Here is a 16,248-nt window from a genome sequence, read left to right on the forward strand (position 1 = left end):
TAGAAAAGCCTCATGAAAAACTTAAAATATAAGATAACTATTAAAATAAATTTCTTTCAAGAAGCTTTCAATCTGTTAAAAATAATATTTTAAAATATCTTCATGGGGTCATAAAAAACAATAATGGATCCTTTTTGCATGGTACAGATAATAAAGTCTGTTTTATTTTTTACTTCTTCACTTCTTATTGTATTTTTTTGAAAAAAAGGCATTCCAATCCCGTAAAATATAGATTTATACTTAATCTTCTTAAGAAGATTAAGTATAGAATCAGAATACATAGAAGTTGTGCGTAGTTTGTCAACTTTATGAAAATCCTCTAGAAAAAAACGGTCTTTATTCTCAAAAAATATTACAGTATTATTTTTGTAAGCAATAATATCAGGTATAAAAGAATCTTTATTTTTCGTTGTCCTAAATTCCAAATTTGGGTGTATACATATACCTGTACCACTTTGTGGGAAATCATAAGAAATAATTTTCCAGTTATTTGTCTCAAGCCAAGTCAATAAAAATTTAGTGACTTTTTCCTCTGTTATGCGTCCCTCCATAAAGCTCCATCTGGAAATATCATTGCATCTGCAAAATACGAATATACTCTAATATGTTTCACTTTTGAATAAGTTGATCCATATCTAACTTGCATATAATATCTAGGAATCTCATAATTAGGTATTTCTTGATAATTCTTTGTTAAGAGATTTTTTGTCTCGCTTCTTTTCACATCATTAATAAAATCATGTATAGTTTTATTTGCCCCAGATAAAGTAAAACTTTCATTGTCTTCATTAACATTGAAAGATCCCCAACACATAACTAAATTATATTTTCTTTCCTCAAAAGTTTTACCTTCCCTACATAATAAGTAATCAATGGCCGCTAAAGCACCAGGATAAGGATCTCCTCTGAAAACAGCATCCACTTTATATATTATAGTTTCTTCTCTACTTCTCAGAAGCTCTCCTATCTTGTAATTGGTACTTTCGTATTGAGAGAGATAATTTAACAAATATTTCGTAGGTATTTTTACTGTTGCTGATAAAGGAGACATATTATCCCTGCCACCCTTATTCACATATTCACGTTGCATTAAGCTCTTTCGTGTACTTAAAATTCGTTTACTCAGTAATTTTCCCCTACCCTTAACCACACCAGAAGATTCAACGACAAAAATAATCTCATTAATAGCCTCAAACATAAGTTGCATTTCCATATCTCGATGGTCAGGAGAGCCTGCATGATTTCTATTTCTATCAAACTTTAGACCTTTAGACATTAGATATGGGGAAGTTAAAGCATCCGGATAAGATTTGAAATCTGAGGGGAAATAATACAATAATGCAGGAATTCTATAGATATTCATTGCATCTTCCAATGCTTTAAAGACGAGAGGATTAATACTGTCCCATTTGGTTGTTCCGCTTTGCCTTTCAATAATAACAGCTTCAGGATAAATATAAAAGGCAGGTACTCCATTTTCAACAGATGCAGCTAATCTTGCAAATCTTTGAAAGGCATTGTGTCCTGTCCCTGCTTCAGTAGATACTTCTATTGAAAAAATAGGTTCAGAGTCCAGTTCGATTATTAAATCCGGAGCATCAAGATATAGAATTTTCTTTATATGATCGGGCATTGTGTGAAAATTACGAGAGTTATTGGCATCACTCTCATACATTTTCTTTTTTGTAATATTTTTATTTTTAAGATTAGAGTGCTCGATTATATAATCTGCAAAACTCTCTGTGCTATACCAAATTCTATAATTCATAAGTAGTTTTTTATTGCTAACGCAATCGCCTTTGCTAGTAAGGGAGGAACAGCGTTTCCTGTTTGTACTCTTCCTTGAACAATACCTCCAGACACAATAAATGAATCTGGAAAACTTTGCAATCTGCATCTTTCTCGAATGGATAATCCTCTATCATCTGATGGATGACCGAATTGAAACTGAGGACGAATACCTCCAGACACTTGTGTTGGACTTTGTATATCCCATGCTAGCCTAATTCGTTGTTTAAATTTAGGATACATAGGCTCACCAGGAGCTGTGTTCTTTATTTTATCAACAATTTCTTTGGGATGATTTGGGGCTTTATGATTAATCAATTCATTAGATTTGACTCCCTCTCTCATAAGTTTTTGATAATCACATGTAGGATTAGTTTCATATTTAGTGGCTATCTTATTTGGCTCAAGACTAGGTAAATCTCCAATGGCCTCTCTTACTGTAACATATTGATTATCCGTTTCTGGACCATGAGTTTTTACAATTTTATTAAAATCGAATACCTCTATATCTTTGATACCTACAAACACTATCCGTTTTCTAGATTGGGGAACCCCATAATCTGCCGCAAAAAGCATTTTACTTTTAACATTCATATTACCAGCAAGACTAAGCTCTTTTTCAATTACAGTTACATAGTCACCCGTACTTTTCATACCAGATACATTTTCTAAAAGAACTGCTTTTGGCTGAAGAATCCTAACAAAACGAACAAACTCTTTATACAATGAATTACGTTCATCGTTTTCATGCCTCTTTCGATTATTCAAAGAAAAACCTTGACATGGAACTCCTCCTATGAGAATATCAATTTCCCTATTTCCTAATAATTCCTTTATTGTCTCTGGATTTACATTCTTTATATCACCTAATATCGTTGCAGCATTAGGATGATTATTTTTAAATGTTTCAATAGAAGGTTTATGAATATCACATCCAAGTGCAATCTGAAATCCTGCCATCTCAAACCCTAGAGATGTGCCTCCACATCCACAAAACAATTCTACAACAATTGGCTTATCAGGATCAAGGTTAATTGAATCTGAAATAATTGGTTTGTCTTTCCAATAATAACCATTTTCTTCCACTTTGACTGATTTATCCCAAATATTTGTGGTTGAAGTGTCTCTTGTTTTTAAATTATTCATTTATTAGCATAATATTTTAAACATACAAAGTTAGTATTAATTAAGTAAATCCCATGAATAAAAAAGACTCTCATTTCTCTAGTTTCCACTATTATATATTTTCTTAATTACTTCAATACAATAATCAACATTCTCATTTATTTGACATTCCCATATAATAATAACTTTCCATCCTAATTGATATAGACTTTCTTCTGTTTTCCTGTCTCTTTCTTTTGTTTTTCTAAATTTATCATTCCAAAAATCCACATTAGTTTGAGGTTCTTTCTGTTTGCAATAAGGACACCGATGCCAAAAACATCCATGAACGAATATTGCTATTTTTCTAGAGGGAAAAGCAATATCTGGTTTACCTGGAGCTTTATTCCAATGTAATCGGCATCCAATTATCCCAAAACTTCTCAATGCTTTTCTTAACAGTATTTCAGGAGCCGTATTTTTACTTTTAACAGCTTTCAAAGCATTTGATATTCTCTGTTTATCATATATCATTGTTAATGTAATATAAAATGGTTTTTATAAATCAAAATTAATATATTAGTACAAAACAGGGCTACAAAAAAAGATAAGAAATACCTTTTGCAATGATGAAAACCAAAAAGAACAATATAAGTAGTATGAAATTTTTACAAAATAAATAGAAAAAAAATGAAATACTTTAGGTTAATTTTATTTTCCTTCAAATTGTATCTGATCATTACTTATCCATTGATTACCTTTCCACTCTCCATCACACATCTCAACACCATACCATACAACTTTCGAATCTTTAATACTAATAATTACACATTGATAATTTTCATGTAAAATACTATCTTTATCAGATAATTCAACATATCCTTTACTAATATGATCCATTTTTAGATAGTTCTTATTTTTAGATAATTTAATATCAACTGGATCGATACCTGAAAAATTCATATCATCATACCCTTCAATTTTATATATAACCCCATTTTTATTTAGTCTGGGTTTTGAATATAATTTGAATTCATTATTATAATTTAAAAAATTTAATTCCGTTTGATTAGATATTTTTATTGCATAAATTGGTGGATTTAATTCTTTTCCTGTACATTCATGGGAAAAACCTAAAGTCAGAAGTAGAATATATATTAGTTGTCTCATAATTTATTTTTTTATTTCTATGATCCTCATAAACCTAAACCTCTCTATTCTTGTCTGTACAAATTTTATTAACTTATTGTTGCTTTATGAAGTATAAATATTTTGCATCACATTCTGAGAAAAGTACAAATTCATTCATTGAGTTACCGTAATTTTATATAATTATGGAATCCTTTTTATAAAGCCCTTCAATTGAGTTCATCTGCAAATAAGTATTACTATTATCTTCAATTAATTTATATGTTCCTTTACCTTTTAAATTAACTCCTTCATATATAAAAAACGAATCCTTTTTTAACTCTATTTTTATGGATTCATTACAAATTTTGTTATCAGATATTAAATAAATACCTGAAATTTTGTTATTCGCACATCCTATTAGTAAAAAACTAAGTATTATTAAAATATATTTCATTTTACTTTATTTATTTTGAATATTATTTAATTGGCTCACCTATTACTTCTGGTAGTTGAATTATTTCTGCGACTTTCTATCCTTTCTTTTGCTTGCCTCTTAGTTCTACTATTTTCCCATCCTCTTGAACTCTAATTTAATAAGTTTGTCGAGATGTAACGATACTAAACAATGTTAATATACAATAATATTATAATACTTAGCTCAATATTGTATACTTTTAATAAATTCGATTTTATTTATGCTATTTATTATTTTATCATCTAATAATACTTCTTTTAGTTCTCCATCTTGGTATATTTCTTCTTTATTAATTGATTGAAAATCATCTATTGAATAAAACCATTCTCCAGATTTCAACCCGTTTTCATACTTCCCAAATCGCCAGATTGGTTGAGTTCCATAGCCTAATTCAAAAGCCCTTTCACTCCAATATCCTTGTTTTAAATGATTGGCTATTTTACCTTTTAAAGAATACGAATAAATACTATCTTTATCTTTCCAGTTTTTATTAATTAGACCATTATTCTCTTGGAAATAATCTAAAAAATGGTCTGCATCTACAATATATTTATTATTACATATTATTATTGAATCATGCTGATTATCAATAGGTTCTTCTGGAATGAATTCAGAATTAGGATCATAAATAAATAATAATTTTACTGATAGTATTTGTTTGTCTAAAGAAGAGGTCCTTAAAAATTTTGCTTCATTCTCAAATAATTCAAATATAATTACTCCATCAGTTAACGTAGAATTTGTAAGTAATAATATTGTATATGGCTGATCATTTTCAGAAAGAAAACTGAATAAATAACTAGGATATTCTTTTTCTTTAATATTTATATTTTCGTATTTTTTTATTGATATTTTATCAATATTAAATTCTGAGGATTGAAATATATTCCAATCAAAATCTGGAACAGTATAATCTTTTTCAAATGATTTGCAAAGTAGGTTAATAAACTTTCTTTTGTTCTCTACAATTTCTTCTCCGATCTTTAATGAGTCAATTTTAGTTATTTCAAAGTCTGTATAGTATTTACTTGAATTTACAGGCAACTTTGTTTTCACTTCTCCCTGGCAAGAGAGGAGAAAGCATAAATTAAAAAATGCTATAAATAATTTTTTTTTCATAATTTATTATGTATTTATTACTCTTAGTATAGGTGCAAACCCTTGCATGTGGAGGTGGTGATTGTGATTGGTATAATGAGTTGAGTGATTTAATGTTCTTCCATCAAATCGCCAAGAAAGAAAAGATTTCCAACCATACTTATATAATGCATCATTAAATGCGTTTTGGCGTTCTTCATCCATACCTCTCCATCCACAAGGATCCCCCGTAGTACTAGTTAAATCCAAATAAACTCGTAATCCTGATTGATCTGTCCTTAAGTATCTCATATCAGCATTTACTCCATTTTTATGAGAATTACTTCCACCAATAGATCTTCCTTCATGATTACTACATCCATTAAATACGAAATCTGTATATCCACAATCTAACATAGCACCTAATAGAGCCGCTGTTGTAATGTCATTTAAGTAATATCTATTTGTATTAGTATCTAAAGAAAATCTTACATCTCCATTCGCATAGTTATTAATATGTCTGACATCAACTAGAAATATTTGGTTCCCCCCTAATCTGTCAAGATAATTAGCTTGTCCAGGGTAAATATTGGTAACTCTAGAGATTGATAATAAACCTAGATCGTGAATATTACCTAGACTATCATGATAATAATATTGAGCATTTTTTCGTTCATTTACATTTGTATTCAGCTCATAATGAATCTCTCCATTACTATAATATATATGATAAATAATATCTGGTTTTTTAGGATTTACTTCAAACCATTTCCCCTCTTGGTTTAGCCATACATTATTTTCGGTATCACTACTTCTTTGGGATTCATCTGAAGAATTAGAACCACAATACACTACATTTTCTTCATCTGCATTAACCACAAGGCTTAACTGTAACTTTTTACCTGTATGTTTTTGTATATCCTCTTTCCATTTTTTTGTAGTATCCTCATCTTTTCCTTTTAAAGCTATTTTATAAAGGGCAAAACGTTGATCTTTAATTTCATTTCTTACTTTTGCTTCAAATTTGCCACTAACATCTTCCGGAGTAGTAGAAAATTCTTCTCCATTTTGTTTATATTGCTGGAAAGGAATATCTCCGGAAATTATATTATTTTTATCTTTAATAGTAACTGTAATTTTGCGTGCATTTAAATTTACAGTATCAACAACAATATAAACAGTATCACCTATTGCTGCTGATTTTATTTTTTTATATTCTCCGGATTCAGTGTCCTGTCTGGCAAAATAGGCATCCAAAACAGCCGGAAACTCACCAAATGGATTATTTATAGTAACGGTTTGCCCTGAATTTGTTACTGTAATTCTGGCTCCTGCATTTTGTCCCGTATGGGTAGTGCCTTCTGCCGATCCTACAGGAGGGGTATTCCCAACAGTAGTAGCCCCTCCTCTGGAAGAGCCTGGTTCATTGGCACAAGAAGTAAAGAAAAGGCAAAAAAATAAACCCAAAACAAATACTGCATGGAATTTACCTTTACCATATTTTTGATCCATCTTTTGCTGTAAACGGTTTATATGCGTTAGTTTTTTATATTTCCTCATGACTTATGGCATTAAGTGTATAATCTATAGTTTTTTTATAATTTTCTCCAAAAGAGAAAATTATAGATAATGATGAACTTTTAATAAAACCATCAGGCCTTAAATAAAAGATACCATCATATTTTTCAAGTTTAGGGATATCTCCTTTCAATACTTTAATACCGCTTAACTTTGCTGATTCATGTAAATCTGACAAATCATGTTGTTCTATTAATTTACCTGATATTTTAATTTTTGCATTATTTATTTTTCTTTGTTCTTCAATAGTAAATATAATGTTATCCATCAGATTAGCATTTTTAGTTTTGTACACTTCTTCATAAAAAGAAGAGAGGAGTAAACCAAAATGATTGTATGAATATAAAGATGAAATAATGTGTTTTTTGTTCGAATAAAAATTTCTATAAGCCTGAAATCCTTTTTCTGCCCTGTTTCCAATATAATTTTTAGAAAGTTTTATTATGATTTGTTCTGCTTTTTTCTGAATTTCAGAAAGATTAACTAAATCATGTATTTTCCCTTCTGGTGTTAAAATAAGTTGTAAATCACTAATAATAAGACTTAATTGTTTTCGCAATGCTTTCTCACTATCAGACATACGGGTACTCCAATATTGAGTTCTGAAGGTTTCCCAATGAACTTTATTAAACTCTTGAACTGGTTCCAGAGAATAAATCATAATGAAAGACCTATCCTCTCGTTCCTCTTTTCCATTTACCTGTGTATATTCTTCTTGCAAAAAAGAATAAAATTGCTGAGTACTCTGAGAACTATTATGAGTGGAAACTAATGGAGAATTCATTTGATTTTTTTATTATTTTAAAATTTAGTAGGGGGTAATCCATAAATAATAATTTTACCCAACACAAGTCATACCAGCAAACACCCATGTACCTTGATCATAAAAAAACCAATACAATCTACTCGAACCCATCTCACTACCGTTTATTGGGACAGCAATAGAAATAACGTTTTTATACTTTTCATTATCTCCCAAAGGCTTTAATTCGGATTGTTCTAAATACAGATATAAATTGTCATCTATTTTTAAATTATCTATTAGATCCTCAAAATCTTTATCAAATATTTTATTAAAACCCTTTATAATATCTGTTTGATTTATTATTTTATCCTCACTTTTATTGAGATAAAAATGTATACAATCCCCAAATATCTCTTTATCAATATATTTAGTTTTTTTTGTAACCAATAAATCTTTAATATCTCGTTTTAATTGATGAACTAATAAAGTTGAATCAATAATCTGAATCGGATTCTCAATAGATTGTTGAGTTATTTTTTGTTTATCATTTTCTAAAGCTGTATTTGAAGTACATGATAAGATAATACTACCTAGTAGAATCACCTTCAGTAGCTGTTGCATTTTCATACTCATAATAATCTTGTATGTCTTTATTAAATATATATTCTTTAGGTACAACGTAACCTAAATGATCTAAACGGGTCCCTGCTTTTGTAGTATGGACATATTTTTTACCAACTTTTTTAAACTTATAACTATTTTTTTGAACTTTATTATCCTGATTCCCACCTAGGCCAATAATAGTAAACCCATCAGATTCAACAGTATAATTAACAACAAAAGTAGCGTGCCCCTCAGAAGAATTCTGTTTTTTAATGATAAGAATAGATCCATAAGGAGGCTTTTCATTAGAAGATATTATAGTAGACCCTGGATATCTTTGACGGTTAACAAAATTAATTGCTAATGCCGGATTATTAATATTTGAATTTCTAGGAATAAAAGAATAATTCGTATTTTTCACTTTATTCGTTTCTACAAGGGCCCAATTAGCAAAGCTGGAACACCATGCTGTTTTAATAGGATCAAGATTTTGACCAGCACCATTTTTATAATATTCTTTTACTCTATTGTAACCATAGGGCTTATCTCTTTCATTAACTCCTTCTTCTTTATGAACAATTTCCATCCAAGGCGCAACCAAAATTTCAAACTTAATATTAAACTTTTCTTTACACCCTGTTAAAAAATTATAATAAGTTGAATTATCAGTAGCATCAAAATTACCTGAAAAAATATTTTTAAAGGTAATAGCTAAAGCAGTAGTTTCCTTTACTTTTGCTTTAATATATAAAAAAGTATTTTTAGTTTTGATTCTTCCAAATTTTTTCTGTAATTCTTCAAAATCTTTATTGCTCTTGGGGCGTAACTCTATTTCTTGGGCATATATTATAGAACCGTCTATAATGAATTCTATTTCTGTTTTTTCTACTCCTTTGACTAAAAATACTAAAGGTTTGTCATTATATATACCATTATAAGGAGACTGAGGGTTTTCCCAAATTGATATACTCAACTTCCCCTTTCTAGGTCTTCCGTAACACTTAACAACCAAATAGACTTTATCTCCAAGATTTGCAGTGTCTATTTTTATATAACCCATATCACTTTTTTCAGGAATCTTAGCTTTACGGGCAAAATAAACATCTGAAACATTTATTGCAAAATCTGATTGATGTTGTTTATCATATACTATTTGATTAGGATTTACCGTATATGAGTCAGATAGTGATTTATCCGGCAATTTATTTTCTTCCGGTGGTAAAGGTTTTGTTTCTGTAGCTGTAGACATTTTAAAATTAAATTTTAATTTTTATCATTTTTTTCCAATACAATATCCAAAGAAACATCTTTACTTATTTTTTGGATTATTCTTACCTCTTCTCTATACCCGGATTTCCCAACTTCCATATCAATCTGTGCACTTAATGGAAATTCTGTTGAAAAAAAACCATTGTTATCAGTTGTTAGAGTAATTGTGTCTTTGCCTAAATATTCATCATAATTTTTTTTACCACTATTTGAAGTGTATCTCCAATTAGTGATCTTTATTGTTACATCTTGTAATGCTGTATTACTGTTTTTATCATGAACATACCCCTGTAAATGAACATCTTTAACATCTGTCTGACTCCGGAAATATATAACCAGATATATGATGACTGCAACAACTCCCACAGCCAAAAGTACCAATAACCATTTCATAATAATTTTCATATTATCATTTTAATATATTTGTTAGTTTCGATTATGAGAAGATAATCTTTTTAGCATAATAAAACTTTTCATAACCAACTCAACACGTTCTTTTACTATATCCTGAATATTTCCATGTGTTACCCCATTTTCACGGATAAGGTAATTATATACTGTAGCTTTTCCCTCAGATGTATGTGGGTAACCTCTTGAACCCGGGGAATTAGAAGAATCACTCTCAGAAGAACTACCGTTAGAAGAACTGCTACCATCAGAACTACTGCCTTTTTTTGAACTTCCAGATATTTTCCCACTTCCACTTGAAGTTCCGGAAGAATTATCCTGGTAATAGTTATTACATACTTTTACATTATCAGGTATAGACATATCTACAGTCCAGCCTTTTCCAGGTCCATCAGAGCTATCTACTATAATCATTAATTCTATAGGGATATGTGATACTTCTTCTGCCAGGTTTACAGCATTATCTCCCCCGTAACTATACCCGTAAATAATAACCAGATCCCCGTCTGAATAATTATTTTTTAAAAATGTAGCTCCGGTATCGACACCCGGTCCTTGTCTATATGCCGGGGCGATAACTGCTCCTTTCACCTGGTCTCCCATAGTTATACAATAGTTATAGATACTGGAATATATTCGTCCGGTTCCCCCCATATCCTCATTAACCTCTGCATATATTTTTCCATCACCAAATGGTCCTCCATGATAAAACACCAATAAAACTTTATATTGTATTTCTTTTTGATTTTCATCATTCTGACCTGTTTCTGTATCGTTTATAGTAGCTTTTTCATTACCCATAACTTTTAATTTTAGTATTTTTACTCTCAGATACAACTGAAACCAATAATTGAAAATTCTTTTTTTGAATTAAAATTTTATTTGTCCCTGATAAACTATTTCCCTAATTCGATTTTTGAAGAACCTCATTATCAATTCAATAAGTTATTTTCAATTTCTTTAATTTTAACTGATTTATCAAATTTCCATTTATTATTTTGAAAAACATACCGATATAGGCTTGCATCTGGCTTATATTCAATATCATCTTCAGAATAATAGCTTTTAATATCTTTTCTATATACTATTGTTGCTGTTACATTATAATTATCAACCCCTCTTTCTATTAAGTGTTTTTTTATCTCTTTATTTAATAAATAAGGCTCTTCAAAATTTTTATATTCAGCAAAATATCCGTTAGGATTATAAACACTCCAATAATTTTGCTCAACATTATTCCTCCCTTTATATACAATTGTAATATAAGCTTCTATTGTTTTATTATAAAAACGATAAGAAGGATAAGGGGGAATTTCATCTAAAAGCTGAAAATTAGTTATTGTATCTATGCTGATAGGTAGAATTTCATTAATAATATACTCTTGTTCCTGATCAATCTTTTGAATGGTTAATTTATCAGATCGACTTTTCTCTTGTCCATTACATGAAATAAAAAACAAAACAAAGTGAAATAGAATATAAACTGTCTTTTTACCTAGCATTATATAGATTCTCAATAATATAATAAAGTTTAAATTTATTTATTAACCTTTAATAGATCATCTTCATTATAATTTGAAATTACTTGTTTTTTAACAAAAAACCAATTCCCTGTTTTATCCAATGAATATATCTCTCGTTCATATGGAAATAATACACTATATTCCTCTTTAGAGTCTCTATTAATAAATTTAAGTGGTACATATATCCCAATAATTTTATAATATTTGGTATTATTTCTAATCTTATTCCTTAGTATTTTATCTATTTTGACTATATCATTGGCAGAGTAATAGTATGTATCATCTATCTCTGAATAAATACTACTTATTTTATATTTTTTTTCAAAATTTAGATAATCATTAATTAATTCGTTAGATTTTGGATAATAATTTATAGTAAGCTGTCCAATAGAATCAACTAGATAAGTTTGAAATGGTATTTTATTGTCAATATCAAAATAATATTCCTTTTCAAAATCAAAAAAATTACTGACATTTTCATGAATTCCTTTCTTCTGACTTTGACAAGAAATGAAAAACATAATAAAACAAAAAAAAGTAATATAAGTTATATTTTTATGCCTCATAAAATAAATATTTATAGATTATCGTTTGGGTAAAGGAGGTATTTTGATATCAACCCTTGTATTATCTACTGATTGCTTTATTTTATCTAAGTTGATAACTTCTATTTTAATAGAAAATATCATTTTAGTTTATTTTGTATCTAACTTTTAATACTATTTATTTTCGACATTGAAACATTCTGGATCACTAATGGAATCTACGATTAAATTAATTTCATTCCCTTTCTTTCTCGACATACTATATTTACAAATTTGAATAGTATTTCCTGGCTGGATTTGCTCCATGGATATCAATTCTAATAGGTTGTCTTTATCCTTTTTAAAGATGAATTTATCAATTGTTAAATGTCTGGTTTCTTGTATAACTTCTAAAGTATACTCTTTTTTACTGACTTTTGTCAAAGTAAATATTAAATCATTTCTATCACCATAATTGTTAATTAATAGTTTATAGTTTTCTTTAAATTTTATATTTCCTTCTTCTATTTGAATTATAAAATGATCATATTGTTGTTCTGATGCTAATTTTTCATGAATTTTCCCAACATTATCAAAATGAATATAAAAAATATTATTTTTAACAATATAAGTTTCTTTCTCCTTTTTAATCTTTTGACTGCTAATAGCATTTTTAACTTGTGTCTGACAAGAAAAAATCAATAAAATTATTAGAGTAAAAAAGACTACTTTATTTTTTATTAATACACTCATTATATTTCATTACATCTTTTAATATTTTTGTAAACTTTTTTCTTTCCTCTAAACCATTAGGAACTTTTACATTTCCATTAATCGCTCTAGATACCAATAAAACATCATCTTTATCTGCAAGAAGATTTATATCTTTTCCTACAGAAGGAACACCATCATATTTCCAATTCCAACCAGCCGATTTACAAGCATATTTTAATTCTGTTGAAAGTTTTTTTGTAAATGGGAGTAATATATCTTTATAAAATTTAGTATCTGTAACTTTATAACTTGTTTTATTTAAAAAATTATAATAGGCAGTATATCCATAATCGTGAGTTACTTGTATAAGTCCTCTACCTCGAAAACTAGCCTCCCCTTTATAATTTTTCATGTAGTTATTATCTTTTTCGTATGTTAAACTAAATCGTTGTGTTTCATGATAACATTGTGCTATAAAATGAATCTTTCAAATACAAGTAGTAATATCATATTCTTTCATTGTAGCATTCAATTCTTTAGCAAAAGTCACAAAATTAGCATCACTAATATTTATTTTTTCATCGAGTTTTAGATGAAAAAGTTTTTCCTCTAGTTCATCATATTGAGTAATATCTCGAAATTGTTTTTTTCCATTTTTAAGAATAGGTTTTCCTTTTTCATCTCTTACTAACCGCCCATTTTTTATATAAACTTCTCCTTTTCTCAAACGAATTACTAAATCTTTAAGTTCACTAGAAGTTAAGTCTCTATTACAAAAACATTTATTATTACCAATATTAGAATTAATAGAATCTACTAATGGAATAGGGCTTGCTACAGCAGAATTAGGTGTTGGATTACAATTTATACAAGATTCCTTCACTAATACCCTTTGCTCCTGTACAATTGTAGTTCCTACATTCTGCCACGGAGAAAGATTGATAACACTCAGACAGGGTGGTTTCTTATCTCCCCATTTCGGGTGTTTGCATATCCCTGGAAACTTAAGATTAACCATATTGTTTCCATCTCCCTCAGTAGCCCAAAGAACGTCCTGCAATTTAAGCTCATTAGAAGTAACTTCCAGTTTTCATTCACCTTGGGCATATGGGCATTGTAAAGTTGCCCCATGCATCACCATTTCCCTTTTTTCTTCTGGCTGTCCTTCATTTAACAGCTTTTCATTTTCTTTTCTTAATTTATTAGCAACCTCTTCCTGCTCAATATCTGAAGACTTCTGCTGCTGAGCCTGGTCAGGAGTTCCCCAGCTTTCTGAGCGGCCAATTTCAGGAGCATCAGAGTTTAATAAAGTACCTGTATCATATTCATCTGCCAAAAATGAAAATTTCTTTTCTTTCTCCATGTTTTTTCATGTTAAATAAAACATTAACCTTTACTAACTTTTACATCATCTCCTCCTTGTAGAACAGCCAAGGTTGTTCCTCGCATTTGTAAAGAACCTTTTAATGTCTGAATACTGGCACTACCGGATTCCTGATAGTAATAATTTCCTATCATTTCTGCTTTATCTTTTTCTATTGAATAACTGGAACTCTTAGATGAAAAAATATAATTGTTGGTAATCATTTCCGTTTTATTATTTCCAACAGTAACACTCATATTCTCGCCCACATTAATATTCAGATTTTTGACTGCATAAATGCTGACATTACCATCCCCCTCTAATTTTATATAACTTCCAGCAGCATCTTCATTAAGCAAACTACCTTCAGCATCATTAAAAACAATTTTAGTGGTACTTCGGGTTCTTATTGCTTTTAAATCATTGTTAGGAGTGAAATATTCTGAAATTTCTTCACCATTATAAGCTGTTCCTAATACGATAGGAGCTTCTGCATTCCCCCCCTGAAAAGCTACCAATACAGTTTCTCCTATTTCCGGATTAATATATGTTCCTTTATCTCTACCTGCATGAGGTTGTATTACCTGAACCCAGGGTGTCTGGCTATTTTCAGCCTTTTGCCAGACAAACTGAAGACGTACACGTCCCATCTTTTTTGGATCTTTGTTATCTGTAACAATAGCATGTTGAATATCTGCTACCGGGGAATTGCTTCCGTCATAATCCGGAGGTGTTATTAAATCTTTAGGTACTCCTATAAATGTATTAGTATATCCTTCTCCTTCTACAAAACAATGAATGATTTCATTTATCTTATAACTTTCAATCGGAATTTTTCCGGATTTAAAAATTTTATGTTTAGGTATCCAGGCTGAAACTTTACCTATATCGCCTAGGCGTAAGCTAGGTTCATTAGTAGTTGCCTCTATATAAACTAAATTTTGTCTTTTACGTTTTTCTGCAAGAACAGCCCTTTCAATATCTAACTGCTGATTTATCAATAAGCTTTTATCAAAATGAGCGGTGGGAGAAACATTAAAAAGTCCTTCTGATGCATTAATGGCATATTGCTGAAAAGGATTCTCTGATTGTTGTAGCCTCTGACTTTCTGAATCTACCTTATAATCAGATGATTGTTTAGCATCATACGCTGTATAAGAAAATTTCTGGGGGTGTACTTCCATTTTTAATTCGAAATTAAAAACATCCTCTTCTTCAACTAATTCCGTTATTTTCCCTCCCCAAGCCGAAAAAACCAATTGTTCCCCGTTATAAAAATAATACTCTCCAAAACGGGATGCTAAACGCTTAATAAATTGATAATCAGTTTCATTGTATTGAACTATATAAGGGATTTTTTCTTTAAAGTTCGGATTGATTTTAAAGTCAATTAAATTCTTTGCATAAGGAGAAGCTACCTGATTAATAATATCTTCCAGAGTTTTATTTTCAAAACTTCTTGTATGCAATCCGTTTTCCATAAGTATAGAGGGAGACTTACCCCGCAGAATAACTCTTTTTATTCCGTCTTGCTTCTGAGTGGATATTTGGGTGATAACACCTGTAAAAATTGATTGTACAATTCCAAACCTGTTGAATTGAAAAGTAATTCGCTTACCTAAATGGGTTCTGGAGTGTTCAAATAAATAAGCATTATCTTCATTAAATTCCCCTGGATCACACCACATCTCAAAACTATGATGATCTCCGATTTTTTGTTTAATCTCTAATTTAGCAATATTGGTTTCAGTAAAATATTCCTCTCCGGCAATCTGAACCCTCACATAAGTAATTGAGGATTTATCATATTGATTGAGTTTACTTACAATCTTCTCTTTTACTACATCCGGAGTTGAAAAGGTAAAAGGAACTAGTGGTTTATCTATTTTTTCCATAAGAACCAGTATTAAATATATTAATTGATAATAATTTTATAAATGTAAAAA

At 29.5% G+C, this 16,248-nt stretch carries 20 protein-coding genes; all 20 read right to left on the minus strand.

Features of this window, described 5'->3' with window-relative positions:
* Positions 1-89: 89 nt before the first annotated feature.
* Positions 90-551, minus strand: coding sequence for a hypothetical protein (locus tag Q0T35_RS07735; protein ID WP_295841782.1), 462 nt, complete (start codon positions 549-551; stop codon positions 90-92).
* Positions 536-1,768 (minus strand): hypothetical protein, encoded by a 1,233-nt coding sequence (locus Q0T35_RS07740; protein WP_295841795.1) that lies wholly within the window; start codon positions 1,766-1,768, stop codon positions 536-538. Before Q0T35_RS07740 ends, Q0T35_RS07735 begins: the two co-directional genes overlap by 16 nt.
* Positions 1,765-2,934 (minus strand): DNA cytosine methyltransferase, encoded by a 1,170-nt coding sequence (locus Q0T35_RS07745; protein ID WP_295841803.1) that lies wholly within the window; start codon positions 2,932-2,934, stop codon positions 1,765-1,767. The genes Q0T35_RS07740 and Q0T35_RS07745 overlap by 4 nt, the downstream gene beginning before the upstream one ends.
* A 78-nt stretch (positions 2,935-3,012) precedes the next feature.
* Positions 3,013-3,426 carry a very short patch repair endonuclease gene (locus Q0T35_RS07750; RefSeq protein ID WP_295841810.1) on the minus strand — a complete coding sequence of 138 codons (414 nt, stop codon included), beginning with the start codon at positions 3,424-3,426 and terminating at the stop codon, positions 3,013-3,015.
* A 177-nt stretch (positions 3,427-3,603) separates the two neighbouring features.
* The gene (locus Q0T35_RS07755) at positions 3,604-4,062 is read right to left on the minus strand and encodes a hypothetical protein (protein ID WP_295841816.1); all 459 of its coding nucleotides are present in this window, start codon (positions 4,060-4,062) and stop codon (positions 3,604-3,606) included.
* Between the two features lie 154 nt (positions 4,063-4,216).
* Positions 4,217-4,477, minus strand: a complete 261-nt coding sequence (locus Q0T35_RS07760) for a hypothetical protein (protein WP_295841822.1) — start codon at positions 4,475-4,477, stop codon at positions 4,217-4,219.
* Between the two features lie 204 nt (positions 4,478-4,681).
* Positions 4,682-5,617, minus strand: coding sequence for a hypothetical protein (locus tag Q0T35_RS07765; protein ID WP_295841831.1), 936 nt, complete (start codon positions 5,615-5,617; stop codon positions 4,682-4,684).
* 6 nt (positions 5,618-5,623) lie between these two features.
* On the minus strand, positions 5,624-7,135 hold the full coding sequence (locus Q0T35_RS07770; protein WP_295841839.1) for a hypothetical protein: 1,512 nt from the start codon (positions 7,133-7,135) through the stop codon (positions 5,624-5,626).
* The gene (locus Q0T35_RS07775) at positions 7,122-7,937 is read right to left on the minus strand and encodes a hypothetical protein (protein ID WP_295841848.1); all 816 of its coding nucleotides are present in this window, start codon (positions 7,935-7,937) and stop codon (positions 7,122-7,124) included. Before Q0T35_RS07775 ends, Q0T35_RS07770 begins: the two co-directional genes overlap by 14 nt.
* A gap of 54 nt (positions 7,938-7,991) precedes the next feature.
* The gene (locus Q0T35_RS07780) at positions 7,992-8,525 is read right to left on the minus strand and encodes a hypothetical protein (protein ID WP_295841854.1); all 534 of its coding nucleotides are present in this window, start codon (positions 8,523-8,525) and stop codon (positions 7,992-7,994) included.
* A complete protein-coding gene (locus Q0T35_RS07785; protein ID WP_295841864.1) occupies positions 8,485-9,750 on the minus strand; it encodes a hypothetical protein in 1,266 nt (421 codons plus the stop codon). Before Q0T35_RS07785 ends, Q0T35_RS07780 begins: the two co-directional genes overlap by 41 nt.
* Before the next feature lie 14 nt (positions 9,751-9,764).
* On the minus strand, positions 9,765-10,163 hold the full coding sequence (locus tag Q0T35_RS07790; RefSeq protein ID WP_295841869.1) for a hypothetical protein: 399 nt from the start codon (positions 10,161-10,163) through the stop codon (positions 9,765-9,767).
* Positions 10,164-10,196: 33 nt separating this feature from the next.
* A complete protein-coding gene (locus tag Q0T35_RS07795) occupies positions 10,197-10,979 on the minus strand; it encodes a hypothetical protein (protein ID WP_295841877.1) in 783 nt (260 codons plus the stop codon).
* Positions 10,980-11,110: 131 nt separating this feature from the next.
* Positions 11,111-11,695: a hypothetical protein gene (locus Q0T35_RS07800; RefSeq protein WP_295841886.1), complete on the minus strand. Its 585-nt coding sequence runs from the start codon at positions 11,693-11,695 to the stop codon at positions 11,111-11,113.
* A gap of 20 nt (positions 11,696-11,715) precedes the next feature.
* Positions 11,716-12,267, minus strand: a complete 552-nt coding sequence (locus tag Q0T35_RS07805; protein WP_295841894.1) for a hypothetical protein — start codon at positions 12,265-12,267, stop codon at positions 11,716-11,718.
* 153 nt (positions 12,268-12,420) lie between these two features.
* Positions 12,421-12,978, minus strand: coding sequence for a hypothetical protein (locus Q0T35_RS07810; RefSeq protein ID WP_295841901.1), 558 nt, complete (start codon positions 12,976-12,978; stop codon positions 12,421-12,423).
* Entirely contained in the window at positions 12,956-13,351 is a 396-nt protein-coding gene (locus tag Q0T35_RS07815) for a hypothetical protein (protein ID WP_295841907.1), read from the minus strand. The genes Q0T35_RS07810 and Q0T35_RS07815 overlap by 23 nt, the downstream gene beginning before the upstream one ends.
* Before the next feature lie 75 nt (positions 13,352-13,426).
* Positions 13,427-14,026: a PAAR-like protein gene (locus tag Q0T35_RS07820; protein ID WP_366937734.1), complete on the minus strand. Its 600-nt coding sequence runs from the start codon at positions 14,024-14,026 to the stop codon at positions 13,427-13,429.
* Between the two features lie 3 nt (positions 14,027-14,029).
* Positions 14,030-14,302: a hypothetical protein gene (locus Q0T35_RS07825; protein ID WP_295841926.1), complete on the minus strand. Its 273-nt coding sequence runs from the start codon at positions 14,300-14,302 to the stop codon at positions 14,030-14,032.
* Between the two features lie 23 nt (positions 14,303-14,325).
* Positions 14,326-16,197, minus strand: coding sequence for a type VI secretion system tip protein VgrG (vgrG, locus tag Q0T35_RS07830; protein ID WP_295841933.1), 1,872 nt, complete (start codon positions 16,195-16,197; stop codon positions 14,326-14,328).
* Between the last annotated feature and the right edge of the window lie 51 nt (positions 16,198-16,248).

Source organism: uncultured Apibacter sp. (assembly GCF_946479295.1).
Taxonomy (GTDB): Bacteria; Bacteroidota; Bacteroidia; order Flavobacteriales; family Weeksellaceae; genus Apibacter.

Excerpts from the sequence above, each read along its gene's own strand:
- Q0T35_RS07755 (WP_295841816.1), bottom strand. The coding sequence starts at position 4,062 with ATGAGACAACTAATATATATTCTACTTCTGACTTTAGGTTTTTCCCAT.
- Q0T35_RS07825 (WP_295841926.1), bottom strand. The coding sequence starts at position 14,302 with ATGGAGAAAGAAAAGAAATTTTCATTTTTGGCAGATGAATATGATACA.
- Q0T35_RS07810 (WP_295841901.1), bottom strand. The coding sequence starts at position 12,978 with ATGAGTGTATTAATAAAAAATAAAGTAGTCTTTTTTACTCTAATAATT.
- Q0T35_RS07805 (WP_295841894.1), bottom strand. The coding sequence starts at position 12,267 with ATGAGGCATAAAAATATAACTTATATTACTTTTTTTTGTTTTATTATG.
- vgrG (WP_295841933.1), bottom strand. The coding sequence starts at position 16,197 with ATGGAAAAAATAGATAAACCACTAGTTCCTTTTACCTTTTCAACTCCG.
- Q0T35_RS07765 (WP_295841831.1), bottom strand. The coding sequence starts at position 5,617 with ATGAAAAAAAAATTATTTATAGCATTTTTTAATTTATGCTTTCTCCTC.
- Q0T35_RS07745 (WP_295841803.1), bottom strand. The coding sequence starts at position 2,934 with ATGAATAATTTAAAAACAAGAGACACTTCAACCACAAATATTTGGGAT.
- Q0T35_RS07785 (WP_295841864.1), bottom strand. The coding sequence starts at position 9,750 with ATGTCTACAGCTACAGAAACAAAACCTTTACCACCGGAAGAAAATAAA.
- Q0T35_RS07815 (WP_295841907.1), bottom strand. The coding sequence starts at position 13,351 with ATGAAAAATTATAAAGGGGAGGCTAGTTTTCGAGGTAGAGGACTTATA.
- Q0T35_RS07760 (WP_295841822.1), bottom strand. The coding sequence starts at position 4,477 with ATGAAATATATTTTAATAATACTTAGTTTTTTACTAATAGGATGTGCG.
- Q0T35_RS07790 (WP_295841869.1), bottom strand. The coding sequence starts at position 10,163 with ATGAAATGGTTATTGGTACTTTTGGCTGTGGGAGTTGTTGCAGTCATC.
- Q0T35_RS07770 (WP_295841839.1), bottom strand. The coding sequence starts at position 7,135 with ATGAGGAAATATAAAAAACTAACGCATATAAACCGTTTACAGCAAAAG.
- Q0T35_RS07780 (WP_295841854.1), bottom strand. The coding sequence starts at position 8,525 with ATGAAAATGCAACAGCTACTGAAGGTGATTCTACTAGGTAGTATTATC.
- Q0T35_RS07795 (WP_295841877.1), bottom strand. The coding sequence starts at position 10,979 with ATGGGTAATGAAAAAGCTACTATAAACGATACAGAAACAGGTCAGAAT.
- Q0T35_RS07775 (WP_295841848.1), bottom strand. The coding sequence starts at position 7,937 with ATGAATTCTCCATTAGTTTCCACTCATAATAGTTCTCAGAGTACTCAG.
- Q0T35_RS07750 (WP_295841810.1), bottom strand. The coding sequence starts at position 3,426 with ATGATATATGATAAACAGAGAATATCAAATGCTTTGAAAGCTGTTAAA.
- Q0T35_RS07735 (WP_295841782.1), bottom strand. The coding sequence starts at position 551 with ATGGAGGGACGCATAACAGAGGAAAAAGTCACTAAATTTTTATTGACT.
- Q0T35_RS07740 (WP_295841795.1), bottom strand. The coding sequence starts at position 1,768 with ATGAATTATAGAATTTGGTATAGCACAGAGAGTTTTGCAGATTATATA.